20 protein-coding genes are annotated in these 20,797 nt (G+C 70.8%); 5 read left to right on the top strand and 15 right to left on the bottom strand.

Features of this window, described 5'->3' with window-relative positions; all coding sequences use genetic code 11:
- Positions 1-7: 7 nt before the first annotated feature.
- The 8 genes from OG627_RS22570 to clpS form a co-directional block, all read right to left on the bottom strand.
- Positions 8-760 carry an MBL fold metallo-hydrolase gene (locus OG627_RS22570; protein ID WP_329067851.1) on the bottom strand — a complete coding sequence of 251 codons (753 nt, stop codon included), beginning with the start codon at positions 758-760 and terminating at the stop codon, positions 8-10.
- A 615-nt stretch (positions 761-1,375) separates the two neighbouring features.
- Positions 1,376-2,326 carry a PLP-dependent cysteine synthase family protein gene (locus OG627_RS22565; RefSeq protein WP_329067849.1) on the bottom strand — a complete coding sequence of 317 codons (951 nt, stop codon included), beginning with the start codon at positions 2,324-2,326 and terminating at the stop codon, positions 1,376-1,378.
- Positions 2,326-2,628 carry a MoaD/ThiS family protein gene (locus OG627_RS22560; protein WP_329067847.1) on the bottom strand — a complete coding sequence of 101 codons (303 nt, stop codon included), beginning with the start codon at positions 2,626-2,628 and terminating at the stop codon, positions 2,326-2,328. Before OG627_RS22560 ends, OG627_RS22565 begins: the two co-directional genes overlap by 1 nt.
- Before the next feature lie 132 nt (positions 2,629-2,760).
- Positions 2,761-2,865, bottom strand: a complete 105-nt coding sequence (locus OG627_RS22555; protein ID WP_329067845.1) for a putative leader peptide — start codon at positions 2,863-2,865, stop codon at positions 2,761-2,763.
- 83 nt (positions 2,866-2,948) lie between these two features.
- Entirely contained in the window at positions 2,949-3,362 is a 414-nt protein-coding gene (locus tag OG627_RS22550; protein WP_329067843.1) for a M67 family metallopeptidase, read from the bottom strand.
- Positions 3,363-3,448: 86 nt separating this feature from the next.
- Entirely contained in the window at positions 3,449-4,921 is a 1,473-nt protein-coding gene (locus OG627_RS22545) for an amino acid permease (protein ID WP_329067841.1), read from the bottom strand.
- A gap of 334 nt (positions 4,922-5,255) precedes the next feature.
- The gene (locus OG627_RS22540; RefSeq protein ID WP_329067840.1) at positions 5,256-5,834 is read right to left on the bottom strand and encodes a DUF2017 domain-containing protein; all 579 of its coding nucleotides are present in this window, start codon (positions 5,832-5,834) and stop codon (positions 5,256-5,258) included.
- Complete coding sequence (gene clpS, locus OG627_RS22535; protein WP_329067838.1) at positions 5,834-6,139, bottom strand: ATP-dependent Clp protease adapter ClpS; 306 nt, start codon at positions 6,137-6,139, stop codon at positions 5,834-5,836. The genes OG627_RS22540 and clpS overlap by 1 nt, the downstream gene beginning before the upstream one ends.
- A gap of 158 nt (positions 6,140-6,297) precedes the next feature.
- On the opposite strand from clpS, the gene OG627_RS22530 reads away from it, so the two are divergent.
- Both OG627_RS22530 and OG627_RS22525 read left to right on the top strand, forming a co-directional pair.
- Positions 6,298-7,629 (top strand): nicotinate phosphoribosyltransferase, encoded by a 1,332-nt coding sequence (locus tag OG627_RS22530; protein ID WP_329067836.1) that lies wholly within the window; start codon positions 6,298-6,300, stop codon positions 7,627-7,629.
- A 141-nt stretch (positions 7,630-7,770) separates the two neighbouring features.
- Positions 7,771-8,370, top strand: a complete 600-nt coding sequence (locus tag OG627_RS22525) for a nicotinamidase (protein WP_329067834.1) — start codon at positions 7,771-7,773, stop codon at positions 8,368-8,370.
- Positions 8,371-8,421: 51 nt separating this feature from the next.
- On the opposite strand, the gene OG627_RS22520 is transcribed toward OG627_RS22525, so the two are convergent.
- From OG627_RS22520 to OG627_RS22510, 3 genes are all read right to left on the bottom strand, one after another.
- A complete protein-coding gene (locus OG627_RS22520) occupies positions 8,422-9,150 on the bottom strand; it encodes a hypothetical protein (protein WP_329067830.1) in 729 nt (242 codons plus the stop codon).
- Between the two features lie 112 nt (positions 9,151-9,262).
- Positions 9,263-9,580, bottom strand: a complete 318-nt coding sequence (locus tag OG627_RS22515; RefSeq protein ID WP_329067828.1) for a hypothetical protein — start codon at positions 9,578-9,580, stop codon at positions 9,263-9,265.
- A 147-nt stretch (positions 9,581-9,727) separates the two neighbouring features.
- Entirely contained in the window at positions 9,728-12,148 is a 2,421-nt protein-coding gene (locus OG627_RS22510) for an immune inhibitor A domain-containing protein (protein ID WP_329067826.1), read from the bottom strand.
- Positions 12,149-12,566: 418 nt separating this feature from the next.
- Between OG627_RS22510 and OG627_RS22505 the strand changes: the two genes are divergently transcribed.
- Positions 12,567-12,929: a hypothetical protein gene (locus OG627_RS22505; protein ID WP_329067824.1), complete on the top strand. Its 363-nt coding sequence runs from the start codon at positions 12,567-12,569 to the stop codon at positions 12,927-12,929.
- On the opposite strand, the gene OG627_RS22500 is transcribed toward OG627_RS22505, so the two are convergent.
- A complete protein-coding gene (locus OG627_RS22500; protein ID WP_329067822.1) occupies positions 12,915-13,685 on the bottom strand; it encodes an RDD family protein in 771 nt (256 codons plus the stop codon). The two genes, OG627_RS22505 and OG627_RS22500, sit on opposite strands and share 15 nt — an antisense overlap.
- 118 nt (positions 13,686-13,803) lie before the next feature.
- Positions 13,804-15,372, bottom strand: a complete 1,569-nt coding sequence (locus tag OG627_RS22495; protein WP_329067820.1) for an RDD family protein — start codon at positions 15,370-15,372, stop codon at positions 13,804-13,806.
- 436 nt (positions 15,373-15,808) lie between these two features.
- Between OG627_RS22495 and OG627_RS22490 the strand changes: the two genes are divergently transcribed.
- Positions 15,809-16,285 carry an SsgA family sporulation/cell division regulator gene (locus OG627_RS22490; protein ID WP_329067818.1) on the top strand — a complete coding sequence of 159 codons (477 nt, stop codon included), beginning with the start codon at positions 15,809-15,811 and terminating at the stop codon, positions 16,283-16,285.
- Positions 16,286-16,408: 123 nt separating this feature from the next.
- Here the strand turns inward: OG627_RS22490 and OG627_RS22485 are convergent, their stop codons facing one another.
- A complete protein-coding gene (locus tag OG627_RS22485; protein WP_329067817.1) occupies positions 16,409-17,776 on the bottom strand; it encodes an FAD-binding oxidoreductase in 1,368 nt (455 codons plus the stop codon).
- Between the two features lie 97 nt (positions 17,777-17,873).
- Between OG627_RS22485 and OG627_RS22480 the strand changes: the two genes are divergently transcribed.
- Positions 17,874-19,526: a tetratricopeptide repeat protein gene (locus tag OG627_RS22480; protein WP_329067816.1), complete on the top strand. Its 1,653-nt coding sequence runs from the start codon at positions 17,874-17,876 to the stop codon at positions 19,524-19,526.
- Between the two features lie 58 nt (positions 19,527-19,584).
- On the opposite strand, the gene hppD is transcribed toward OG627_RS22480, so the two are convergent.
- Entirely contained in the window at positions 19,585-20,742 is a 1,158-nt protein-coding gene (gene hppD / locus OG627_RS22475) for a 4-hydroxyphenylpyruvate dioxygenase (RefSeq protein WP_329072882.1), read from the bottom strand.
- Positions 20,743-20,797: the final 55 nt, after the last annotated feature.

Genomic DNA, 20,797 nt, shown 5'->3' with positions numbered 1-20,797 from the left:
CGTCGCGTCAGATCTCGTAGACCATGCCCGGAGCGGCCAGCTCCGAGGGGCCCGCGTAGACCTCGCGCGCGTCGGAGAGATTCAGCTCGCCGTCCGTCCACGGCGGTACGTGCGTCAGCACCAGCCGCCGCGCCCGCGCCCGGGTGGCGTGCGCGCCGGCCTCCCTGCCGTTGAGGTGCAGGCCCTCGACGTCCTCCTTGCCGAACGTGAAGGCCGCCTCGCAGAGAAAGAGGTCGGTGTCCTCGGCCAGCTCGACCAGCGCCTCGCTGGCCCCCGTGTCACCGGAGTAGACGAGCGACCGGCCGCCGTACTCGACCCGGATCCCGAACGTCTCGACCGGGTGCGCGACCTTCTCCGTACGGACCGAGAAGGGGCCGATGTCGAAGGAGCCCGGCTTGAGCGTGTGGAAGTCGAAGACCTCGCTCATGGACTTCTCCGTCGGAGTGTCCGCGTAGGCCGTGGTGAGGCGCTGCTCGGTGCCTTCGGGGCCGTAGACGGGGATGGGATCGCAGCGGCCGCCGTCGAAGCGGTAGTAGCGCGCCACGAAGTAGGCGCACATGTCGATGCAGTGGTCCGCGTGGAGATGGCTGAGGAAGATGGCGTCGAGGTCGTAGAGACCACAGTGGCGCTGCAGCTCGCCAAGGGCGCCATTACCCATGTCGAGGAGCAGCCGGAAGCCGTCGGCCTCTACGAGGTAGCTGGAGCAGGCCGAACCCACGGAGGGGAACGAGCCCGAACAGCCGACGACGGTGAGCTTCATGGAGCGTGAACCTCCGTGGCGTGGAAGGGGGGCGACGGGGGTCGTGCGGTTTGTCGAGCGTAAAGCGCGAAAGGGCTGGTCGCTCCTCCACGGTGGCCCTGTGTGGGGGAACTCACCCACGGTGTCACCGGTTCGGATGGCGGAACGCGATTTCGGGCGGGGTGGTGGTGGGGGCCGGTGCGCCGTGGTGCGGGGGCCGGGGCACTCCGGAGGCGCATGTCCGGACGGCATGCTGTGCTTTTCCGGGGGACACCCCCGGCCCCCCGTACGCCGCGTGCGGGCCGGATCTTCGGGTGCGGGTCGCCGAGCGGCACACATCACGCTTTATTGTCCGGACGCGCACCTCCTGCGACCCCGGCCCCCTCCCGCCGGTGGGGCCCGACGTACCGACACCCAGGGCCGGGCCCGCCGGGTCTGTGCGGGCGGGGAAGGGGGGCCCGCAGGGGGTGCGTCCGGGACAATACAGCGTGATTTGTGGCGCACACGGCCCGCAGGGGAATCACCGGCCCGCACGCGCCGTAAATCATGCCGTCCCGGATGCACCCCCGGAGGGACACCCGGCGACGGCCCGCACACAACCACCGGGCCGCGCCAACAACGCGCCCCGAAAAGGCGCTACGCCCAGAGTTGGCCGTGCAGCGCCTCGATCGCCTCTTCCGTCGTCGCCGCCGTGTACACGCCCGTCGACAGGTACTTCCAGCCCCCGTCGGCGACGACGAACACGATGTCCGCGCTCTCGCCCGCCTTGACCGCCTTGCGGCCCACGCCGATCGCCGCGTGCAGAGCCGCGCCGGTCGAGACGCCCGCGAAGATGCCTTCCTGCTGGAGCAGTTCGCGGGTGCGGGTCACCGCGTCGGCCGAGCCGACGGAGAAGCGGGTGGTGAGGACGGAGGCGTCGTACAGCTCGGGGACGAAGCCCTCGTCGAGGTTGCGCAGCCCGTAGACCAGGTCGTCGTAGCGCGGCTCGGCGGCGACGATCTGGATGGACTCGACGTGCTCGCGCAGATAGCGGCCGACGCCCATGAGGGTGCCCGTCGTGCCGAGGCCCGCCACGAAGTGGGTCACGGAGGGGAGGTCGGCGAGGATCTCGGGGCCGGTGGTGGCGTAGTGCGCGCCCGCGTTGTCGGGGTTGCCGTACTGGTAGAGCATCACCCAGGAGGGGTTCTCCGCGGCCAGTTCCTTCGCCACCCGTACGGCGGTGTTGGAGCCGCCCGCCGCCGGGGACGGGACGATCTCCGCGCCCCACATGGCGAGCAGGTCGCGCCGCTCCTGGGAGGTGTTCTCCGGCATGACGCAGACGATGCGGTAGCCCTTGAGCTTGGCCGCCATCGCGAGCGAGATGCCGGTGTTCCCGCTGGTGGGCTCCAGGATGGTGCAGCCCGGGGTGAGGCGTCCGTCCTTCTCGGCCTGTTCGACCATGTGGAGCGCGGGCCGGTCCTTGATCGAGCCCGTCGGGTTGCGGTCCTCCAGCTTGGCCCAGATCCGTACGGTGTCCGAGGGGGACAGCCTGGGGAGCCGTACCAGGGGCGTGTTGCCGACCGCCGCCAGCGGGGAGTCGTACCGCATCAGGCCGTGTGCGCTTCGAGCGCGCCACCGGCCACGGCCGGGAGGATGGTGACGGTGTCGCCGTCGGCGAGCTTGGTGGAGATGCCGTCGAGGAAGCGGACGTCCTCGTCGTTGAGGTAGACGTTCACGAAGCGGCGGAGCTGGTTGTCCTTGGCCGGGTCGATGAGCCGCTCCCGGATGCCCGCGTGCCGGCTTTCGAGGTCGGCGAAGAGCTCGGAGAGCGTCTCGCCGGTGCCGTTGACCGCCTTGGCGCCGTCGGTGTAGGTGCGGAGGATGGTCGGAATGCGGACCTCGATGGACATGGCGTGGGCTCCTGTCGGGAGGTGACGTGTCGGGCGCGCGGCTCGGCCCCCCGCGCGAGGGGTGTGGGTGGTGCGGATCGCTGGTCGCGTGCGGCGGAGTGCGCTCGGGGCTGTGGCTCAGCCGGTGGTGCCCTAGTCCGTACAGATGGCACTGGCGAGGCGGCACAGGTCGACGTGCAGCCGCGCGACGAGCAGCGGGGTGCTCGGCGTCTTGTCGCTCACGTCGTGGGAAACCATGCGGTCATCGTATCGATTCCCGGTCCGCGCCCGGGTAGGGGTGCTCGGATGGTGGACGGCGGGCGTTCGGCTGGTGGACGACGTCAGACGATCTCCACGTCCTCCTCGGAGACCTCGCCCTCGACGATGCGGTACGAGCGGAACTGGAAGGGGCCCGCGCCGTCGGTGTCGGCCGTGGAGACCAGGACGTAGTGGGCGCCCGGCTCGTTGGCGTAGGTGATGTCCGTACGGGACGGGTATGCCTCGGTCGCGGTGTGCGAGTGGTAGATGATCACCGGCTCTTCGTCGCGGTCGTCCATGTCGCGGTAGAGCTTGAAGAGATCGGCGGAGTCGAACTCGTAGAAGGTGGGCGAGCGGGCGGCGTTGAGCATGGGGATGAACCGCTCGGCCCGTCCGCTCCCGGCGGGGCCGGCGACCACGCCGCACGCCTCGTCGGGGTGGTCGGCTCGGGCGTGCGCGACGATCTGGTCGTGCAGGGCCTGGGTGATGGTGAGCATGGTGAGAAATATAAAGGGACCCGACGCGGCGACGGCCCGGGACCGGGGGTCCTGGGCCGTCGCCGGTGGCGCGTGAGCGGGGAGGGTTACGGCTGCTCGCCCGTCCGCGCGTACTCCGGCTCGGTCCTGGCCGAGGCCGGGGAGCCGCTGCGCTTGAGGTACTGCCAGCCCGCTCCCAGGACGACGGCCCAGACGGCGCCGACGTAGAGGGAGACCCGCGCGTCGTCGTCCAGCGCGATCAGGAGGGTGACGAAGCTGAGGAAGAAGACCGCGACCCAGCTGAAGAGCGCGCCCCCGGGTGCGGGGAACGACGAGAGGGGCAGGACGCCGGCCCTGGCCCCGCGGCGGTAGCGGATGTGGCTGATCAGGATCATCATCCAGGTCCAGATGCCCGCCGCGGTCGCCACGGAGGTCACATAGCCGAAAGCTTTCTCCGGGACGATGTAGTTGAGGATCACGCCGATGCCCATGAGGGCGACGGAGACGCTGATCCCGACGGCCGGGGTCTTGCGGGAGTTCAGCCGCGTGAACGCCTTCGGCGCCTCGCTGTTGGCCGCGAGATTGCGCAGCATCCGGCCGGTGGAGTACATCCCGGAGTTGCAGGAGGAGAGCGCGGCGGTCAGCACGACGAAGTTGACGATGCCCGCAGCGAGCGGGATGCCCATCTTTTCGAAGGCGTGCACGAAGGGGCTCGCGCCCGCCGAGAACTCGGTCCACTTGACGACGGCGAGGATCACGCTGAGGGCGCCGACGTAGAAGACGATGATGCGCCAGGGCAGCGTGTTGATGGCCTTGGGGAGGGTCTTCTCCGGGTTCTCGGACTCGCCGGCGGTGACGCCGACCAGCTCGACGGCGAGGTAGGCGAACATCACGCCCTGGAGCGTCATCAGGCTGGAGCCGATGCCGTTCGGGAAGACCCCGCCGTGCGCCCAGAGGTTGGAGGTGGACGCGGTCTCGCCGGCCTCGGAGAAGCCGAGGGTGAGGACGCCGAGGCCGATGACGATCATGCCGATGATCGCGGTGACCTTGATCATCGAGAACCAGAACTCGACCTCGCCGAAGATCTTCACCGAGATCAGGTTGACGCCGAAGAGCACCACGAGGAAGACCAGCGCGCTGACCCACTGCGGGATCCGCGGGAACCAGAAGTGGATGTAGATGGCGGCGGCGGTCAGCTCGGCCATGCCGGTGACCACCCACATCAGCCAGTACGTCCAGCCGGTGGCGAAGCCGAAGAAGGGGCCGAGGAACTCGCGGGCGTACTCGGCGAAGGAGCCCGAGACCGGCCGGTAGAGGAGCAGCTCGCCGAGCGCCCGCATGATGAAGAAGATCACGACGCCGGCGAGGGCGTACATGAGGATGATGCTGGGGCCGGCCTTGGCGATGTTCGCTCCGGCGCCCATGAAGAGCCCGACGCCGATGGCGCCGCCGATGGCGATCATCTGGACCTGACGGCTGCCGAGTCCGCGCTCGTACTCCTCTTCCGGCGCGTTCGCGCCGGTGGGGCCGCCCGTGGCGCCGTCGCCGGGATGTTCCCTGTCGACCTGCGCTGAGGTCATGGTCGTGTTGCCTTTCTCCACACCGCTCCGCGCCGCTCTCGTCGGCCGCGGACCAGTTCCTGATCCCCCCGGATATGGATGGAGTGCCACCGGCGGTCGGCCGGGGAAGGCGCCCCCTGGGGACAGGGGTGACGTCCCCGGGAGGTCGTGAAGATTTATCACGGCGGCAACAGTCGCCCACGGGGGCCGCTGTGGCACAGCCCACAAGGAAATAGGGACAAATCAATCACACCACCGCAAGGGTCGATCGCGCGGTGATGTGATTGTTACACCAAATTGAGCCTTATATGAGGATATGAAGAGATTCCCTTGAGGTCCCGTTACGACGCGCTGCTTACGGCATCAGCGTTTCGACGAGCGTCTCCTGGAGCGCCCCGAGCCACAGGTACGCCATCACCATCGGCTTGCGCGGGTCGGAGTCGGGCAGCCGGTACAGCTCGCCGCCCTCGTCCTCGTCGGTGACCTCCAGCCGCGTCCCGATGGTCAGCCGCAGGTCGTTGAGCGCGCCGAGCCAGTGCCGGCAGTCCTCGGCGGTCAGCTTGAGCACGGCGCCGCCCTCGCCCGTCGGGGCGAGCGCGTCCAGCGTGCGGACGAGCGCCATTCCGTCCTCGCGCTTGCGGTCGCGCAGATCGTTCTCCGTGAAGCGTCTGAACTCGGACGAGTACTCGCGCAGTTCGTCGTCGTCATCCCCGTACGCGTCCGGGAAGAGCCGGGCGAGGGCCGGGTCGGCGGGCGGTTCGCTGGGGCCGGGGGCGAAGAGGGAGGCGAGCGGGTCCTCGCCCTGGGCCGGTTCGTCACCGGGCCCGATCAGCTCCAGCAGCTGTACGGCCAGGGAGCGCAGGATCGAGATCTCGACCTCGTCGAGCGCGACGGCGGCGCCGCCGCCCGGGATCGCCTCGAAGTGCCCGGCCATCAGGCGCGGTCCTGCGAGAGGGTCGCCCAGAGCCCGAATCCGTGCATCGCCTGCACATCGCGCTCCATCTCCTCGCGGCTGCCGCTGGAGACGATCGCGCGGCCCTTGTGGTGGACGTCGAGCATCAGCTTGTGCGCCTTGTCCTTCGAATAGCCGAAATAGGTCTGGAAGACGTAGGACACGTAACTCATGAGGTTGACCGGATCGTTGTGGACGATCGTCACCCACGGCACATCGGGTTCGGGGACGGCGAAGGTCTCCTCGGCCGATTCGGGGCGTTCGATCTCAGTCGGAGCAACACTCACGGTTCGGGACGACCTTCTTCTCTGCCGGGACCTGCTGAACCTGCCGGGCCTACCAGGGGCGTGCCCCACAGGTCCCATGCTGCCACCCTGAGCGGCCTGTCGCACAAACGCCTGACCCAAATCGTCACTCTGACGAGTATTCGGGGTAGCATCGTCATATGAACACTGGGGATCTTGGGCTGCGCCGGGTGGGCGTGCCGTCGACCGCGCTCTTCACCGACCAGTACGAGCTGACGATGCTCCAGGCAGCCCTGCGGGCCGGGACGGCCGACCGCCGCTCGGTCTTCGAGGTCTTCACCCGGCGGCTGCCGGAGGGGCGCAGGTACGGGGTGGTGGCGGGCACCGGGCGGGTGCTCGAAGCCGTGCGGAACTTCCGTTTCGACTCCGATCAGCTGGCCTTCCTGCGGGACAAGGACATCGTCGACGGGCCGACGCTCGAATGGCTCGACTCGTACCGCTTCAGCGGTGACATCTGGGGCTATCCGGAGGGCGAGGTGTACTTCCCCGGCTCGCCGATCCTGCGGGTCGAGGGCACCTTCGCCGAGTGCGTGCTGCTGGAGACCGTGATCCTGTCGATCCTCAACCACGACTCGGCGATCGCCGCCGCGGCCTCGCGGATGGCGGCGGCGGCCGGCGGCCGCGGGCTGATCGAGATGGGCGCGCGCCGTACGCACGAGCTGTCGGCCGTCGCCGCGGCCCGCGCGGCGTACGTGGGCGGCTTCGACACCACCTCCGACCTGGCGGCCGGTTTCCGCTACGACATCCCGACGGTGGGCACCAGCGCGCACGCCTTCACCCTGCTGCACGACAGCGAGCGCGACGCGTTCCAGGCGCAGATCGACTCGCTCGGCCGGGGGACGACGCTGCTGGTCGACACGTACGACGTGGCCGAGGCCGTGCGGACCGCCGTGGAGATCGCGGGGCCGGAGCTGGGCGCCGTCCGCATCGACTCGGGGGATCTGCTGCTGGTCGCGCACCGGGTACGGCAGCAGCTGGACGAGCTGGGCGCGGTGAACACCAGGATCGTGGTCACCTCCGACCTGGACGAGTACGCCATCGCCTCGCTGGCGGCGGCGCCGGTGGACGCGTACGGCGTCGGCACCCAGCTGGTGACCGGCAGCGGGCACCCCACCTGCTCCATGGTCTACAAGATCGTCGCCCGCGCGACCTCGTCGGACCCGCTGGCGGCGCTGCACCCGGTGGCGAAGAAGTCGCTGGGCGGCAAGACGTCGATCGGCGGCCGCAAGTGGGCGGCGCGCCGGCTGGACGCGGAGGGATACGCCGAGGCCGAGGTGATCGGCACCGGTCCCGTACCCCCGGGGCTGCTGGACCGGCAGCTGCTGGTGGAGCTGGTCAAGGGCGGCGAGATCGTGGCGCCGGAGCCGCTGGACGCGGTGCGTGAGCGCCATATCGCGGCGCGTGCGGGGCTGCCGCTGTCGGCGGTGCAGCTGTCGCGCGGCGAGCCGGTGATTCCGACGGAGTACGTGTAAGCCCCTTGGCCACCACGTGTGAGGTGCGCGGGGCGGTGGTAGCAGTTGTGCATCCCCTCCGCAAGGGGGCCCCGGCCGGACCGGACACCGTCCCTCTCGCCCCCGGTTTCCCCGTCCCCCCACTACCGAAGGATCATCATCATGCACCGCGCGTTGATCGTCGTGGACGTTCAGAACGATTTCTGTGAGGGCGGCAGCGTCGCGGTGACGGGGGGTGCGGAGGTCGCCGCCGCCATCACCGATCTGGTCGGCCGGGCGACCCCCGGCTACCGGCACGTGGTCGCCACCCGTGACCACCACATCGACCCGGGCGCGCACTTCGCCACTCCCCCGGACGTCCCGGACTTCGTGAACAGCTGGCCGGTGCACTGCGTCGCCGGTACGGAGGGGGGCGGCTTCCACCCGAACTTCGCGCCGGTGGTCGCCTCCGGCGCGATCGAGGCGGTCTTCGACAAGGGCGCGTACGAGGCGGCGTACAGCGGCTTCGAGGGCGCCGACGAGAACGCCGTGGGGCTGGCGCGCTGGCTGCGCGAGCGGGAGGTCACGGAGGTCGACGTGGTCGGCATCGCGATGGACCACTGCGTCCGCGCCACCGCGCTGGACGCCGCCCGCGAGGGCTTCACGACGCGCGTGCTGCTCGATCTGACGGCGGCGGTGGCGAAGGAGACCACGGAGCGCGCCCTGGAGGAGCTGCGCGCGGCCGGCGTGGAGCTGACCGGCACGCCGGTGCTCGCCTCCTAGGCGCGGGCCTGGGGGGGGGCAGCCACCGGCGCGACGGCTGGTCCCGGCGGGTCAGCTGCCCATGACCTGCTTGCGGAACTCGTCCATGGGCATCGTGTCGGACGGCATGGTGATCGTGTTCTTCTGCCCGAACTTCCCGTAGTTCGTGGTGCTGGTCCGGCCGTCCCGGGCCGAGTCCATCCGCAGGAGGTACGGAGTGCCCTCCGCCGCCACGTGGTAGGTGTCGGACGTGCCGCTGACCGAGATGGTGAGGGCCACCGTCTTCTCGCCGTCGACCTCGCCGTTCTTGTCCTTGGCGAACTTCGCGCTCTCGTCGATGCGGTAGTACGCGTCGCAGCCCTGGCCGGTGTTGTTGGTCACGTACACGTCGGAGAGCCGGCCGGGCACGGTGATCTTCTGGCCGGACTGCTCCACGCTCGCGGCCAGCAGGGAGGCGCTGATGAAGTTCTCGCTGCCCTTGCAGTAGATCTCGCCGGATCCGGCGTCGCCGCTCGACTTCATGCGCAGCCCCTGCTCGGGGTCGGACCAGGTCTCCTGGGTGCCGCCGCCGAGGGCGGTGGACGTTCCGGAGGCGTGGAAGGCCGTCCCCCGCATGGCCTTGTTGACCTCCTTGACGAGGTCACCGGCCTTCTCGTACGAGGCGGCGTTCTTGTCGGAGCCGCTCCCGGAGCCGTCGTCCGAGCCGCTGTCGCAGCCGGTCACGGCGGTCGCGGCGGTCAGCAGCGCGGCCGTGACGATCAGCGGGCGGAGGAGGGCGGCCGGTCGGCGGGTGTTACGCACAGGTGATCCCCGGAATCCTGTCAGTGACGGTTTGCTGGTCAGCGGGCCAACCTAGCAACTCCGTACCGGCTCCGTCACTCCGCGTACGGGGACGGGCGGACCCGGGGGCGGGTCAATGGGCGGGCGCGGGTGGTCTGAGCAGGGACCGTATCGGCTGCCAGAGCTGCTCGCGGCACTCCGGAGTGGTGCGCCAGAGCAGGCCGTCCGGGTGATGCAGGACGGCGGTGATCTCGTCCGGCGTCGGCGGGTCCGCGTTGCCCCGCAGATAGACCGCGCGCAGCCCGAGGTTGCGCAGCCGGGTCAGGGCGCGCGCCCGGTTCACCGCGTGCACGAGGACGCGCACCGTACCGCCCTCGGCCGTGGGTCTGGGCAGCGTCACCGCCACCACGACCTTGCCGTTCGGGAGCTTGCTGAAGCCTCCGCCTGCCATCCGTTTCATCTCCCCCGCGAGCTGTCCTGAGACATGCCGTGAGACATCGTGTCAATAAGAGATCCGTAGGAGGCACCTAAACACGATCGGCCGCCGCCCGCTAGGGGGCGACGGCCGATCATGGCTCTGAGCTGGGATTACCTAGGGTTACTTGCCGGACTTACCGACCTTGACCGTCATCGTCCCGCCGTCCAGCGGCTGGCTGACAATGCTGATCTTGGTGTTGGTGTCAGGAACCTTGACGCTCGCGCGCGGGTTCTCGGCGTACCAGTAGGTGCCCTTGCGGTCGTCGAAGACCGGCGCCCCGAGCCGCGGCGCGATCCTGGTCGCGACGTCCGCCTTGTGCAGCGTCAGACCGGCGGTCGGCCACCAGCTGAACGTCGAGTCGTACGACTGGATCCTGGTGCGCATCAGTGTGCCGTCGGACCACTTCAGCGGCTTGGCGTGGGCGTCGATCGGCAGGACCAGGCCCTCGCCCTCGTGCTGGCTGGTGTTGTTGTCCTTCTGCGAGGTGTCCCACAGCCAGATCAACAGGCCGTTCTGGTAAGCGAAGTGCTCGACCTTGCCGTCGTTCGGCGCCGTGAAGCCGAAGTTGTACGGGCCGGTCTTGAGGGTCTTGTCGTACGAGACGTACTGCCGGTTCTCGGCGATGTAGTACTGGTCGTAGTCCTCGGTGAACGACTCGCCGATGCGCGAGAAGCCCTTCGGGGTCCAGCCGGCGTCGTCCGTCTCGGCGTTGTCGGTGAAGACCGGCGCGCCGTCGGCGGTCAGGGTGATGTCGTCCGCGGTGAAGCCGTGGCCGCTCACGCCGCCGTCGGTCTGGTAGCGGAAGCGCAGGTCGATCTTCTGTCCCGCGTAGGCGTCCAGCGGGAAGACGAGCTTCTTGTACGCGCCCGAGACACCGGTGAGGACCGGCTTGTCGGCCGCGTCGCGCGGGAGGGCCACGCCGTCGGCCGTACCGTCGACCGGGGTGTAGCTGGCGCCGCCGTCCGTGGAGACCTCCGTGTAGAGGAAGTCGTAGTCGGCCTCGATGTCCCACCAGCCCTGGAGTTCCAGCGCCGCGCCCGACTTGCCCGTCAGGTCGACCGGACGGGTGAGGGTGTTCTTGAGGTCGTCGCCCATCCCGCTCCACCACTGCTTGGAGCCCTCGGCGGGCTTCACCACGGTGGTGGTCTTCGTCTTCTTCGGCAGCTCGACCAGGAGCGCCTGCGGGTTCTTGGTGTTGTACTCCGAGACGCCCAGCTTGTGGGTGGAGTTGGTGGCCGCCTTGGCCTCGGCGTAGTCGAGCCAGCCGAGCTGGAGCTTGTCCCAGGCGGTCATGTCGCCGGGCGTGTCACCGATCGCGTCCTTGCCGGTGCCGAGCCAGGATCCGGAGGACATCAGCGTCCAGAAGGCGGTGGAGTTCTCGCCGCCCGCGGTGTCGTACAGGTCGGGCAGGCCCAGGTCGTGGCCGTACTCATGGGCGAAGACGCCGAGTCCGCCGTTCTCCGGCTGCATGGTGTAGTCACCGACCCAGATGCCGGTGTCACCGAACTGCGCGCCGCCGGACTTGTTGTCCGAGGGGCCGGTGGCACCGGCGTCGGTGCCGTACGCGTACCAGCGGTGCGCCCACAGGGCGTCGGTGCCCTGGACGCCGCCGCCCGCGGACTCGTCCTCGCCCGCGTGGACGATCTGGAAGTGGTCGATGTAGCCGTCGGGCTCGTTGAAGTCGCCGTCGTTGTCGTAGTCGTACCGGTCCCACTGGTCGTACTGCGAGAGGATTTCCTTGATCTCGGCAGTCGACTTGCCCTGGGCCTTCTGGTCGGCCGTCCAGGCGTTGACGCCGTCGCGGACCAGGTCCCAGACGTTGGCGCAGTTGCTGGAGCCGCAGTAGTTGGAGCCGTAGCGCGCTTCGTTCCAGGGGACCTTGACCCAGTCGGAGACCTGGCCGTCGACCGAGTAGCGCCCGGAGGACGTCTTCTCGTAGTAGGTCTTCAGCGATTCCTTCTGCCGGCCCTTGGCGTCCTTGCCCTGGCCGAAGTAGAGGTCCTGGAAGTGCGACTGGCTGTAATCGGCCTGCCAGGCGGTGGAGTTGTCGACCTTGCGGTCGGGCTCCGCTATCTCGTTGTGCAGGGGGCCGGGCGTGCCGCCGTACTTCACGACGGGCGGCAGCGGGCCGTTGGGGCCCTGCGGGGTGTACATCGTGGTGTCGTCGACCTGGTCGCCGAACTCCACGAGGATGGTGAAGATCTTGTCGGTCTTCTCGCGGCCCAGCTCGACGTACTTCTTGTTGTCGAGCTTGACGACCTGGGAGCCGCCGCGCTTCTGCACCGTGGCGTCACCGGAGATGACCTGCTGGAGCGCGGCCTCGCGCTGCTTCGACTGCTGCTTGCTGAACGGGCCGTCCAGGTCGTGTTCGACCTCGCCCTTCTGGGGCGCCGGGTCACGGCGCTCGATTGCCGTGGGGGCGGCGGAGCCGGCCGGGCCGTCCTGAGCCTGGGCCGTCGTGACGCCCGTGGCCGTGGCGGCGGTCGCGGCCAGCGCCACGATCACCGCGGACACTCTTCTTGCCCGTCGATTGCTGATCACTTGGTGGTTGTCCTCCCCGGCGTACGCGGAACGCGGACCGGAAATGGGGAATCCGCGCGCGTAGACGCGTCATAAGTGACGACATTGGACCGGAGTTGAAGGAGAAAAGACAGTCCTTGACTTGCACCGGTCAACTGCACTATGCGCCTGTCGGGTTCCGTTATCCGGACACAGCGTCAAGCATGGAGAAAATCGGACAACAGGCACACTTTTTCAGCCAGTTGCCTGAGGCGAATGACTCGGTGCGCCCCCCGTGCACCGGCACCATGGGTGAGGCCGCGCTTACTTCCCGTTCCCCTCGGGCATCCACCGTCGTAGAGTCGCCTGACAGCGCGACCCATGTGCGCGATACGCGAGACACTCCCGAAGATCCCCAAAACAGACCCCCAAAACGATGTTCCGAGGGACGGATACCGCCATGCCGCGTCCGACTGCCGCACAGCTCGCCTACGGTTCCGCCACCATCGTCTGTTCCGCGCTCGTCATGCTCCTGCTCTCCGGCACCACCACGGGCGTCGGTGCCGCGCTGGTCGGTGTCGCGGCGCTCGCCCTCGGCCTGCTGGTCGCCGTGATCCTCCCGCTGCCCGGCCGGGGCAAGGTGCGCCCCCCGCGCAGCCCCGGGGCCTCCCGCGCCCAGGGAACCTCGCGGTCCACCTCCCCGGGGGCGTCCCGTACGGGGCACTCGGGGACGGCGGAAGCGACGGCCCACCTGCCGGGCCGGCGCCCCGCCCCGTCCGGAGGCGAGGCCCGGATCGGCCGGCCGCAGTCACTGCGCCGCTGACCCCGCCGGGACGTCCGACACGACGACCGTCCTGGCCGCCTTGTCGTGCAGGCCCTGCCGATAGGGCCTGCTGGCAAGGATCGTCGCGACGATGATGATCCACCAGAGCACGAAGCAGCAGAGCAGCGCGGGCAGCCAGAGCACGGCCGCGCGCAGCAGCGAGGCGTTGGTGTCCGGCACGGCGCCGTTGTTCAGCATCGCGACCCGGATCTTCATCCAGCGCTTGCCGAGGGTCTGCCCGTACTTCTTCGTCATATAGGTGTCGTAGCCGACGTACACGACGAGGGAGATCAGTGACCAGATCCAGTGCCGGCCGGTGTTCACCTGATTGGTGACGTTGTCCCACTCCCCGTTGCCGTTGGCCGAGCCCCAGGCGCCGCCGGTGAACGCCGAGATGATCGCCAGCGGGATGAAGATGATCAGTACGTCGATGATCCGCGCCAGCAGCCGCTTGCCGAACGGCGCGAGCGGCGGCATCCCGGCGAGGGGATCGGTACCGCCGTACGGGGAGCCCCCGTAGGGAGTGCCGCCGTACGGGGAGCCTCCGTAAGGGGAACCCCGATCGGCGTTCGGGTCGTGGGGCGACGCCGGGGGCGGGCCGCTGTCGCCCCCGTAGGGGGACCCGGGCGGCGGGCCGTGCGGGGGCTCGTGCGGGGGCTCGTGCGGGGTGCTTCCCGGTCCCTCGGACGGTGGCGGCTTCTTGAGGAACGGGTCGTCCTCGGGCGGCTGGCCGGGCGGCGGCTGATCGTTGCTCATGGGGGCAGTGCACCCCGGCGGACACGGGCCCGCAACGGCTCGACGGCCGTTCGGAGGAACGCCGCGAGGCGGCCGTCGCCGCCCCGTCAGCTCACCGGCCGTCAGCCCGGCGGTTTCGTCAGCCCGCCACGAAGGTACGGGCCGCCTTGTCGTGCCAGCACTGGCGCCAGGGCCGGTCGATCAGGCACCACAGCACATTGACGACGCCGATCACGACGAGCCCGAGCAGCCCGTAGACCAGCCAGCGGCGCAGCGCGGCTCCGAAGCCCGGTGCCTCGTGGGACTCGATGTCCCGCACGTCGAGTCCGCAGAGCTTCTTGCCGAGCGTGCGCCCCCACTTGGCGGTCGGCAGCGCCTCGTACAGCGCGCCGACGACCAGCAGCGCGACGAGGACCGCGCCGAGGTACGCGGCGGTCGTGCCGTCGAGCAGCCAGACGGTGACGGTCTCTCCGGTCCGCCGGGCCGCGTCGATCTTGTCGTCGATATGGGCGAGGGCCCGGGAGACGAGCGGCACGGCGAGCGCGCCGACCACCACCCCGAGGACGAGGCTGTCGATCAGCCGGGCCACGAGCCGCTTGCCCAGTCCGGCCGGGCGGGAGGCCGCCTGGGCGCGCGCCGCCTGGAGGAAGGGGTCCTCGACGGGCGGCTTCCAGGGGACGACGGGCTGGTCGGCGTCGTCGGCTCTGGCGAGCTGGTGCACCTGCTGCGCCCATGAGGTGGCGCCGCCGCCGCTGCCGGTGGAGATCGGGGTGTCCGGTACGGAGGGGGCCTGGACCTCCGGTACCGGCGCGGGCGTGGGCTGTGGGCGGCTGCGGGACGGAAGTTGCGGCTGCGCCTGCGGAAGCTGGGGCGGCGGGGACTGCGGGGGCACCTTGGGCAGGGCCTTGGCGGCCTTGCTCGCGCCGGTGGCGCCCTGGCTCAGGGCGCGGATCGCCATCGTGCCGTCGGTCTGGCCCGTACGGCCCGCAGCGGCGTCGCCCTCGGCCTTCGCGCGCCGGGCGGCCCGCAGCGCGCGGATGGCGACGGTGCTGTCCACCGGCGGCTGCGTGCTGGTGGGCGGCACCAGCGGCCGGGCGGGCGTACCGGCGTCGCCGCCCGTACCCGTACCCGGGTCGCCGCCCGCGCCGCGCCGCGCCGGGCGGATCGCGACGGTGCCGTCGGAGACCGGTCCGTCGGCGGCCGGCGCGGAGCCGTCGGCGCCGTGCTGCGGGCCGCCCGCCGCGTCGGCGCCCAGGGCGCGCATGCCGGGCAGCGCGCCGCCGGTCGGGTCGCCGGGGCCGGGCGCCCCGGCCGCCGGGTCGATCCTCGGGTCCACGGGTCCGGCGGAGGCCGCGGGGCGGGGAATCCGGGGGTCCTGGCCCGGCGCGCCCCAGGAGACCCGGGCATCGCCGTCGCCGCCGAAGCCGGACTGGCGGGAGGCGTCGGCCTGCCACGCCGAGGCCGGTTCCTGCCGGGCCGGTCCGACGGGCTCCTCGTCCAGGAAGACCGGCCCGGTCTCCTCGAAGCCGGGCCGGGCGGGGGCCGGTGGCAACGCGGCGCGCGGCCCCTCCTCGTCCTGCGGCGCGGGCCGGCTCGTACCGGGCACCCAGGCCGCGCCGTTCCAGTACCGGACGTATCCGGGGATCGACGGATCCGGGTAGAACCCTTCCCGGGGTACGTTCCCGCCGTCACCAGGAGGAGTAGCCACTGACCCCAACTCCGTTCATTCGCACCATGGTTGACCTGTCCGGGCTGTCCGCTGCCGAATCCGCCCTGGCGCGTGCCTCCGCTTGTCCAAGGAAGACATTAACGAAGAACGCGGGGCCCTGAGGAAGGAGACCGACAGAAAGAATCGCACGTGGACGCCCGGCCGCAGGCGTCGATGCGCAGCGTAAGGCCACGGGGTGGGATCCGTTCGCCAGGGCGTACGAATTGACGTACACGCGTGCCCACGGGACGCCCCCAGACCCTCCACGCACCCCGCACGCGCGCACGCGGGAAGCCCTTGGCCGAACGGCCCCGGGATCGGTCCGCGAAATCAATTCGCGAAAGTCGCCGTAAGTCGCGTCATAGCCGCGGGGCTGGCGCCTCTCACCTGGTACGGCCCCGGTGCGGGGCCCCTGTCAGGAGAGGAAGTGCCGCCCATGCACACCGTGGTGGAGCGCGAACTGGAGCTGAATCTGGTGCTGTCGCCCGAGCGCAGCATCCCCGTACCGGCCCGGCTGACGTACCGCACGAACGATCCGTACGCCGTGCACATCACCTTCCACATCGGCTCGGACACCCCCGTGCACTGGACCTTCGCCCGCGAGCTGCTGGTGGAGGGGGTGTTCAGGCCGTGCGGCCACGGGGACGTACGGATCTGGCCGACGAAGGTCACCGGCCGGTCCGTGCTGTGTTTCGCGCTCTCCTCGCCGGACGGCGACGCGCTGCTGGAGGCGCCGTCGGGGCCGGTGTCGGCCTGGGTGGAGCGGACGCTGCGGATCGTGGAGCCGGGGACGGAGGCCGAGCAGCTCGGCATCGACGAGGGGCTGACCGCGCTGCTGTCCCCGCTGCCGGCCGACGAGCTGTGGCTGCGGGACCCGTGGCCCTCGGACGAGTCGGTGGACGGCGATGCGTAGGCCGGCCCCGGACGGACCGGTGAACAGGACGGACGGGACGGACGGATCGGCGGGCGGGACGTACGGACGGGACGGACGGCCGCGGGGGCCGTCACGTACCCGTGGCGCCGCGGCGGCCCCGGCTCAGAACAGCTTGCCGGGGTTGAGCAGGCCCAGCGGGTCGAAGGTCCGCTTGATCCCGCGCTGCATCTCCAGCCCCACCGGGCCCAGTTCCCGGGCGAGCCACTCCTTCTTCAGTACGCCGACGCCGTGTTCCCCCGTGATCGTGCCGCCCAGTTCCAGACCGAGCGCCATGATCTCGTCGAACGACTCGCGGGCCCGCCGCGATTCGTCGGGGTCGGCCTGGTCGAAGCAGACGACGGGGTGAGTGTTGCCGTCGCCCGCGTGGGCGCAGACGCCGATGGTCAGGCCGTACTTCTCGGCGATGGCCGCCGTGCCGTCGAGCATCGCGGCCAGCCGTGAGCGCGGTACGCACACGTCGTCGATCATCGTGGCCGATCTGACGGTCTCCAGCGCGGTCAGGGACAGCCGGCGGGCCTGGAGCAGCAGCTCCGACTCGGCGGCGTCCTCGGCGGGCACCACCTCGGTGGCGCCCGCCGCCGCGCACAGCTCGCCGACCGCCGCCAGGTCGGCCGCGGGGTCGGGGGTGTCGAAGGCGGCGAGCAGCAGCGCCTCGGTGGTCTCGGGGAGGCCCATGTGCGCCATCGCGTTGACGGCCCGGATCGTCGTGCCGTCCATGAGTTCGAGGAGGGACGGGGTGTGTCCGCGCTCCATGATCCGGCAGACGGCGTCGCACGCGGCGGCGGCCGTGGGGAACTCGGCGGCCAGCACCAGCTGCCGGGGCGGCCGGGGGCGCAGCGCCAGCACGGCCTTGACGACGATGCCGAGGCTGCCCTCCGAGCCGACGAAGAGACGGGTCAGGTCGTATCCGGCGACGCCCTTGGCGGTACGGCGGCCGGTGGTCATGAGGCGGCCGTCGGCGAGGACGACGTCGAGTCCGAGGACGTACTCGGCGGTGACGCCGTACTTGACGCAGCACAGCCCGCCGGAGGCCGTGCCGATGTTCCCGCCGATGGTGCACGTCTCCCAGCTGGAGGGGTCGGGCGGGTAGTAGAGCCCCTGTTCGCCGACCGCGCGGGAGAGCGTGGCGTTGACGACGCCCGGCTCGACGACGGCGATCCGGTCGACCGCGCTGATCTCCAGGATCCGGTCCATCGCGGTCAGGGACAGGACGATGCACCCGTCCGTGGCGTTCGCCCCGCCCGACAGTCCGGTACGGGCGCCCTGCGGGACCACCGGTACACGCAGCGCGGTCGCCGTGCGCATGACGTGCTGGACCTGTTCGACCGTACGCGGCCGGACGACGACCGCGGGCGTTCCCGCCGCGCAGAAGCTCGCCATGTCGTGGGCGTAGGACCGGGTGACGTCGGGGTCGGTGATCAGGGCGTCGGCGGGGAGCCCGGCCCGCAGCTGTGCGAGGAGATCATCCATGGTCCCAGCGTCGCATCCGGGGCCATCGGTGTGAACCCGTCGCGATCCACCCCGGCAAGCCGGGGCCACCCAGTCATATTGACGCACAGTAACCCGTATGAACGTCATGAAGGCGGAGCAGACCAGGCAGATCAGAAGGGCGGCTCTGGCGGCCGGGGTGGGGGCCGTGCTGGTCGCGGGTGTGCTGTTGTTCGTGCCCGACCGGGACCGGGAGGCGGCGGCACCCGGCCCCGAGGCGCGCGCGATGGCGGCGGTGGGCGCGGGGGCGCCCGCAGCGCCCACCGATCTGGCGGCGCTCATCCGCGACCGGGAGACCTGGCTGCGCACGCACCCCGACGACGGGGCGGCGTGGGCGGTGCTCGGTTCCGCTTACGTACAGCACGGGGTGGGGCTCGCGGACCCCGCGTACTACCCGAAGGCCGAACAGGCGCTGCGGCGCTCGCTCGCCGTGGCCGAGGCGGCGGCCGCGCGCGAGCGCGGGGCCGAGAAGGGCGGCGGTACGGGGGCGGGGAACGGGAACGACGACGGCAAGACCGGCGCCGCCCGCAACCCGGAGGCGCTGCTCGGGCTCGGCGCGCTCGCCAACGCCCGGCACGACTACGCCGCCGCGAAGCGGTGGGGCGAGACCGTGCGCGGGAGCCACCCCGGGCAGTGGGCGGCGTACCCCGTCCTGATCACCGCGTACAGCGGGCTCGGGGAGTACGCGGCGGCCGGGCGCGCGCTCAGCAAGCTCAAGGACCTGCGCACGGACGCGCCGGTCCTGACGCGCGCCGCCGAGGTCTACCGGGACAAGGGCTGGCGCGAGGACGCTGCGGCCAAGGCGACCGAGGCCGTGGCGGGCGCGACGACGCCCGCCGAGAAGGCCCAGGCGCTGTACACGCTCGGCGAGCTGGCCTGGGAGCGCGGCGAGCCGACCGAGGCGCTGGGCCACTACAACGCGGCGCTCGCGGTGACCCGCGACCACGCCGCGTCGCTGGCCGGCCGGGCCCGGACCCTGGTCGCGCTGGGCAGGACGGACGAGGCGGCCCGCGACTACCAGGCGGCGCTCGGCAAGCTGCCGCGCCCCGAATACGCCCTGGAGCTGGGCGAGTTGTACGACTCGATGGGGCTGGACGGCGATGCCAGGACCCAGTACGAGGCGCTGCGCGCGCGGACGGTGAAGGCGCGGGGCCACGGGGTGAACGAGGAGCTGGTCCTCGCCAGGTTCGAGGCCGACCACGGCGATCCGCAGGCCGCCGTCCTGCGGATGAAGTCGGAGTGGGGGCAGCTGCACCGGAGCACGGAGGCGGCGGACGCGCTGGGGTGGGCGCTGTTCCGGGCGGGCCAGGAGAAGGAGGCGCTGAAGTACGCGAAGCGCGCCACGAACCAGGGGGTGCGCAGCGCGCTCTTCTCGTACCACCGGGGCGAGATCGAGCGGGCGCTGGGGATGTACGGTCCGGCCCGGCGCCACATCGAGGACGCGCTGCGCACCAATCCGCGCTTCTCGCCGCTGCTGGCGCCGAAGGCGCTGGACGCGCTGGAGGCGTTGGGCGAACCGGCGGACGGCGGGCCGGTGGACGTGGACGGTACGGGTCCAGAGCCGCCCACGCTGGCGCGGAAGACCCCGGCGGCTCCGGCGGCCACGGCGTCGCCGGGCTCCCCGGCGGCCAGCGGGTCGCCGTCGGCCGGGACGCCGGTACCCGCCGTCACACCCGTACCCGTGCCACCGGCCGCGACGGCTGCGACGGCTTCGTCCGTGCCCGGGGTGTGAGCCCGCCCCGGGCAGGGACGGCAGGGACGGCAGGGACGGCAGGGACGGCAGGGACGGATCAGAGGTTGCCGCGCTTCTCCTGCTCGCGCTCGATCGCCTCGAAGAGCGCCTTGAAGTTGCCCTTGCCGAAGCCCATGGAGCCGTGCCGTTCGATCATCTCGAAGAAGACGGTCGGCCGGTCCTGGACCGGCTTGGTGAAGATCTGGAGCAGGTAGCCGTCCTCGTCGCGGTCCACCAGGATCTTCAGCTCGCGCAGGGTGTCGACGGGCACCCGGGTCTCGCCCGCCCACTCGCCGAGGGTGTCGTAGTAGGAGTCGGGGGTGTCCAGGAAGCGCACGCCGGCGGCGCGCATCGCCCGTACGGAGGCGACGATGTCGTTCGTGGCGAGGGCGATGTGCTGGACGCCCGCGCCGCCGTAGAACTCCAGGTACTCGTCGATCTGCGACTTCTTCTTGGCGATCGCGGGCTCGTTGATCGGGAACTTCACCTTGAGGGTGCCGTCGGCGACGACCTTCGACATGAGCGCGGAGTACTCGGTGGCGATGTCGTCGCCCACGAACTCCTTCATGTTGGTGAAGCCCATGACCTCGTTGTAGAAGCCCACCCATTCGTTCATCCGGCCCAGCTCGACATTGCCCACGCAGTGGTCGATGGCCTGGAAGGTGCGCTTGGCCGGGGGCTCGACGATCGGCTCGGCCGCGTCGAAGCCCGGGAGGTAGGGGCCGTCGTAGCCGGAGCGCTCGACGAGGGTGTGGCGGGTCTCGCCGTACGTGGCGATGGCGGCCAGCACGACGGTGCCGTGCGCGTCCTTGGTCTCGTACGGCTCGTCGATGCCCCGGGCGCCGTGCTCGACGGCGTAGGCGTAGGCGGCGCGGGCGTCCGGTACCTCGATGGCGAGGTCCACGACGCCGTCGCCGTGCGCGGCGACATGCTCGGTGAGGAAGCGGCCCCACTCGGTGGTCGGCTTGATGACGGAGGTGAACACGAAGCGGGCCGCGCCGTTGGTGAGTACGTAACTCGCCGTCTCACGGCTGCCGTTCTCCGGTCCCGAGTAGGCGACCAGCTTCATGCCGAAGGCCGTGGAGTAGTAGTGCGCGGCCTGCTTGGCGTTGCCGACGGCGAAGACGACCGCGTCCATTCCCTTGACCGGGAAGGGGTCGGCCGTGCGGGCGGTGTCAGGGGTGGCGGCGGCGTTCGCCGAGGTGTCAGCACTCATCGAGATGTCAGCCATGGGCTCAGCGTCCCGCCGTTCCACAAGGTGCGCAACAGTT

It is taken from the genome of Streptomyces sp. NBC_01429 (assembly GCF_036231945.1).
Lineage (GTDB): Bacteria > Actinomycetota > Actinomycetes > Streptomycetales > Streptomycetaceae > Streptomyces.
This window is presented reverse-complemented; position numbering and strand designations above follow the sequence as displayed.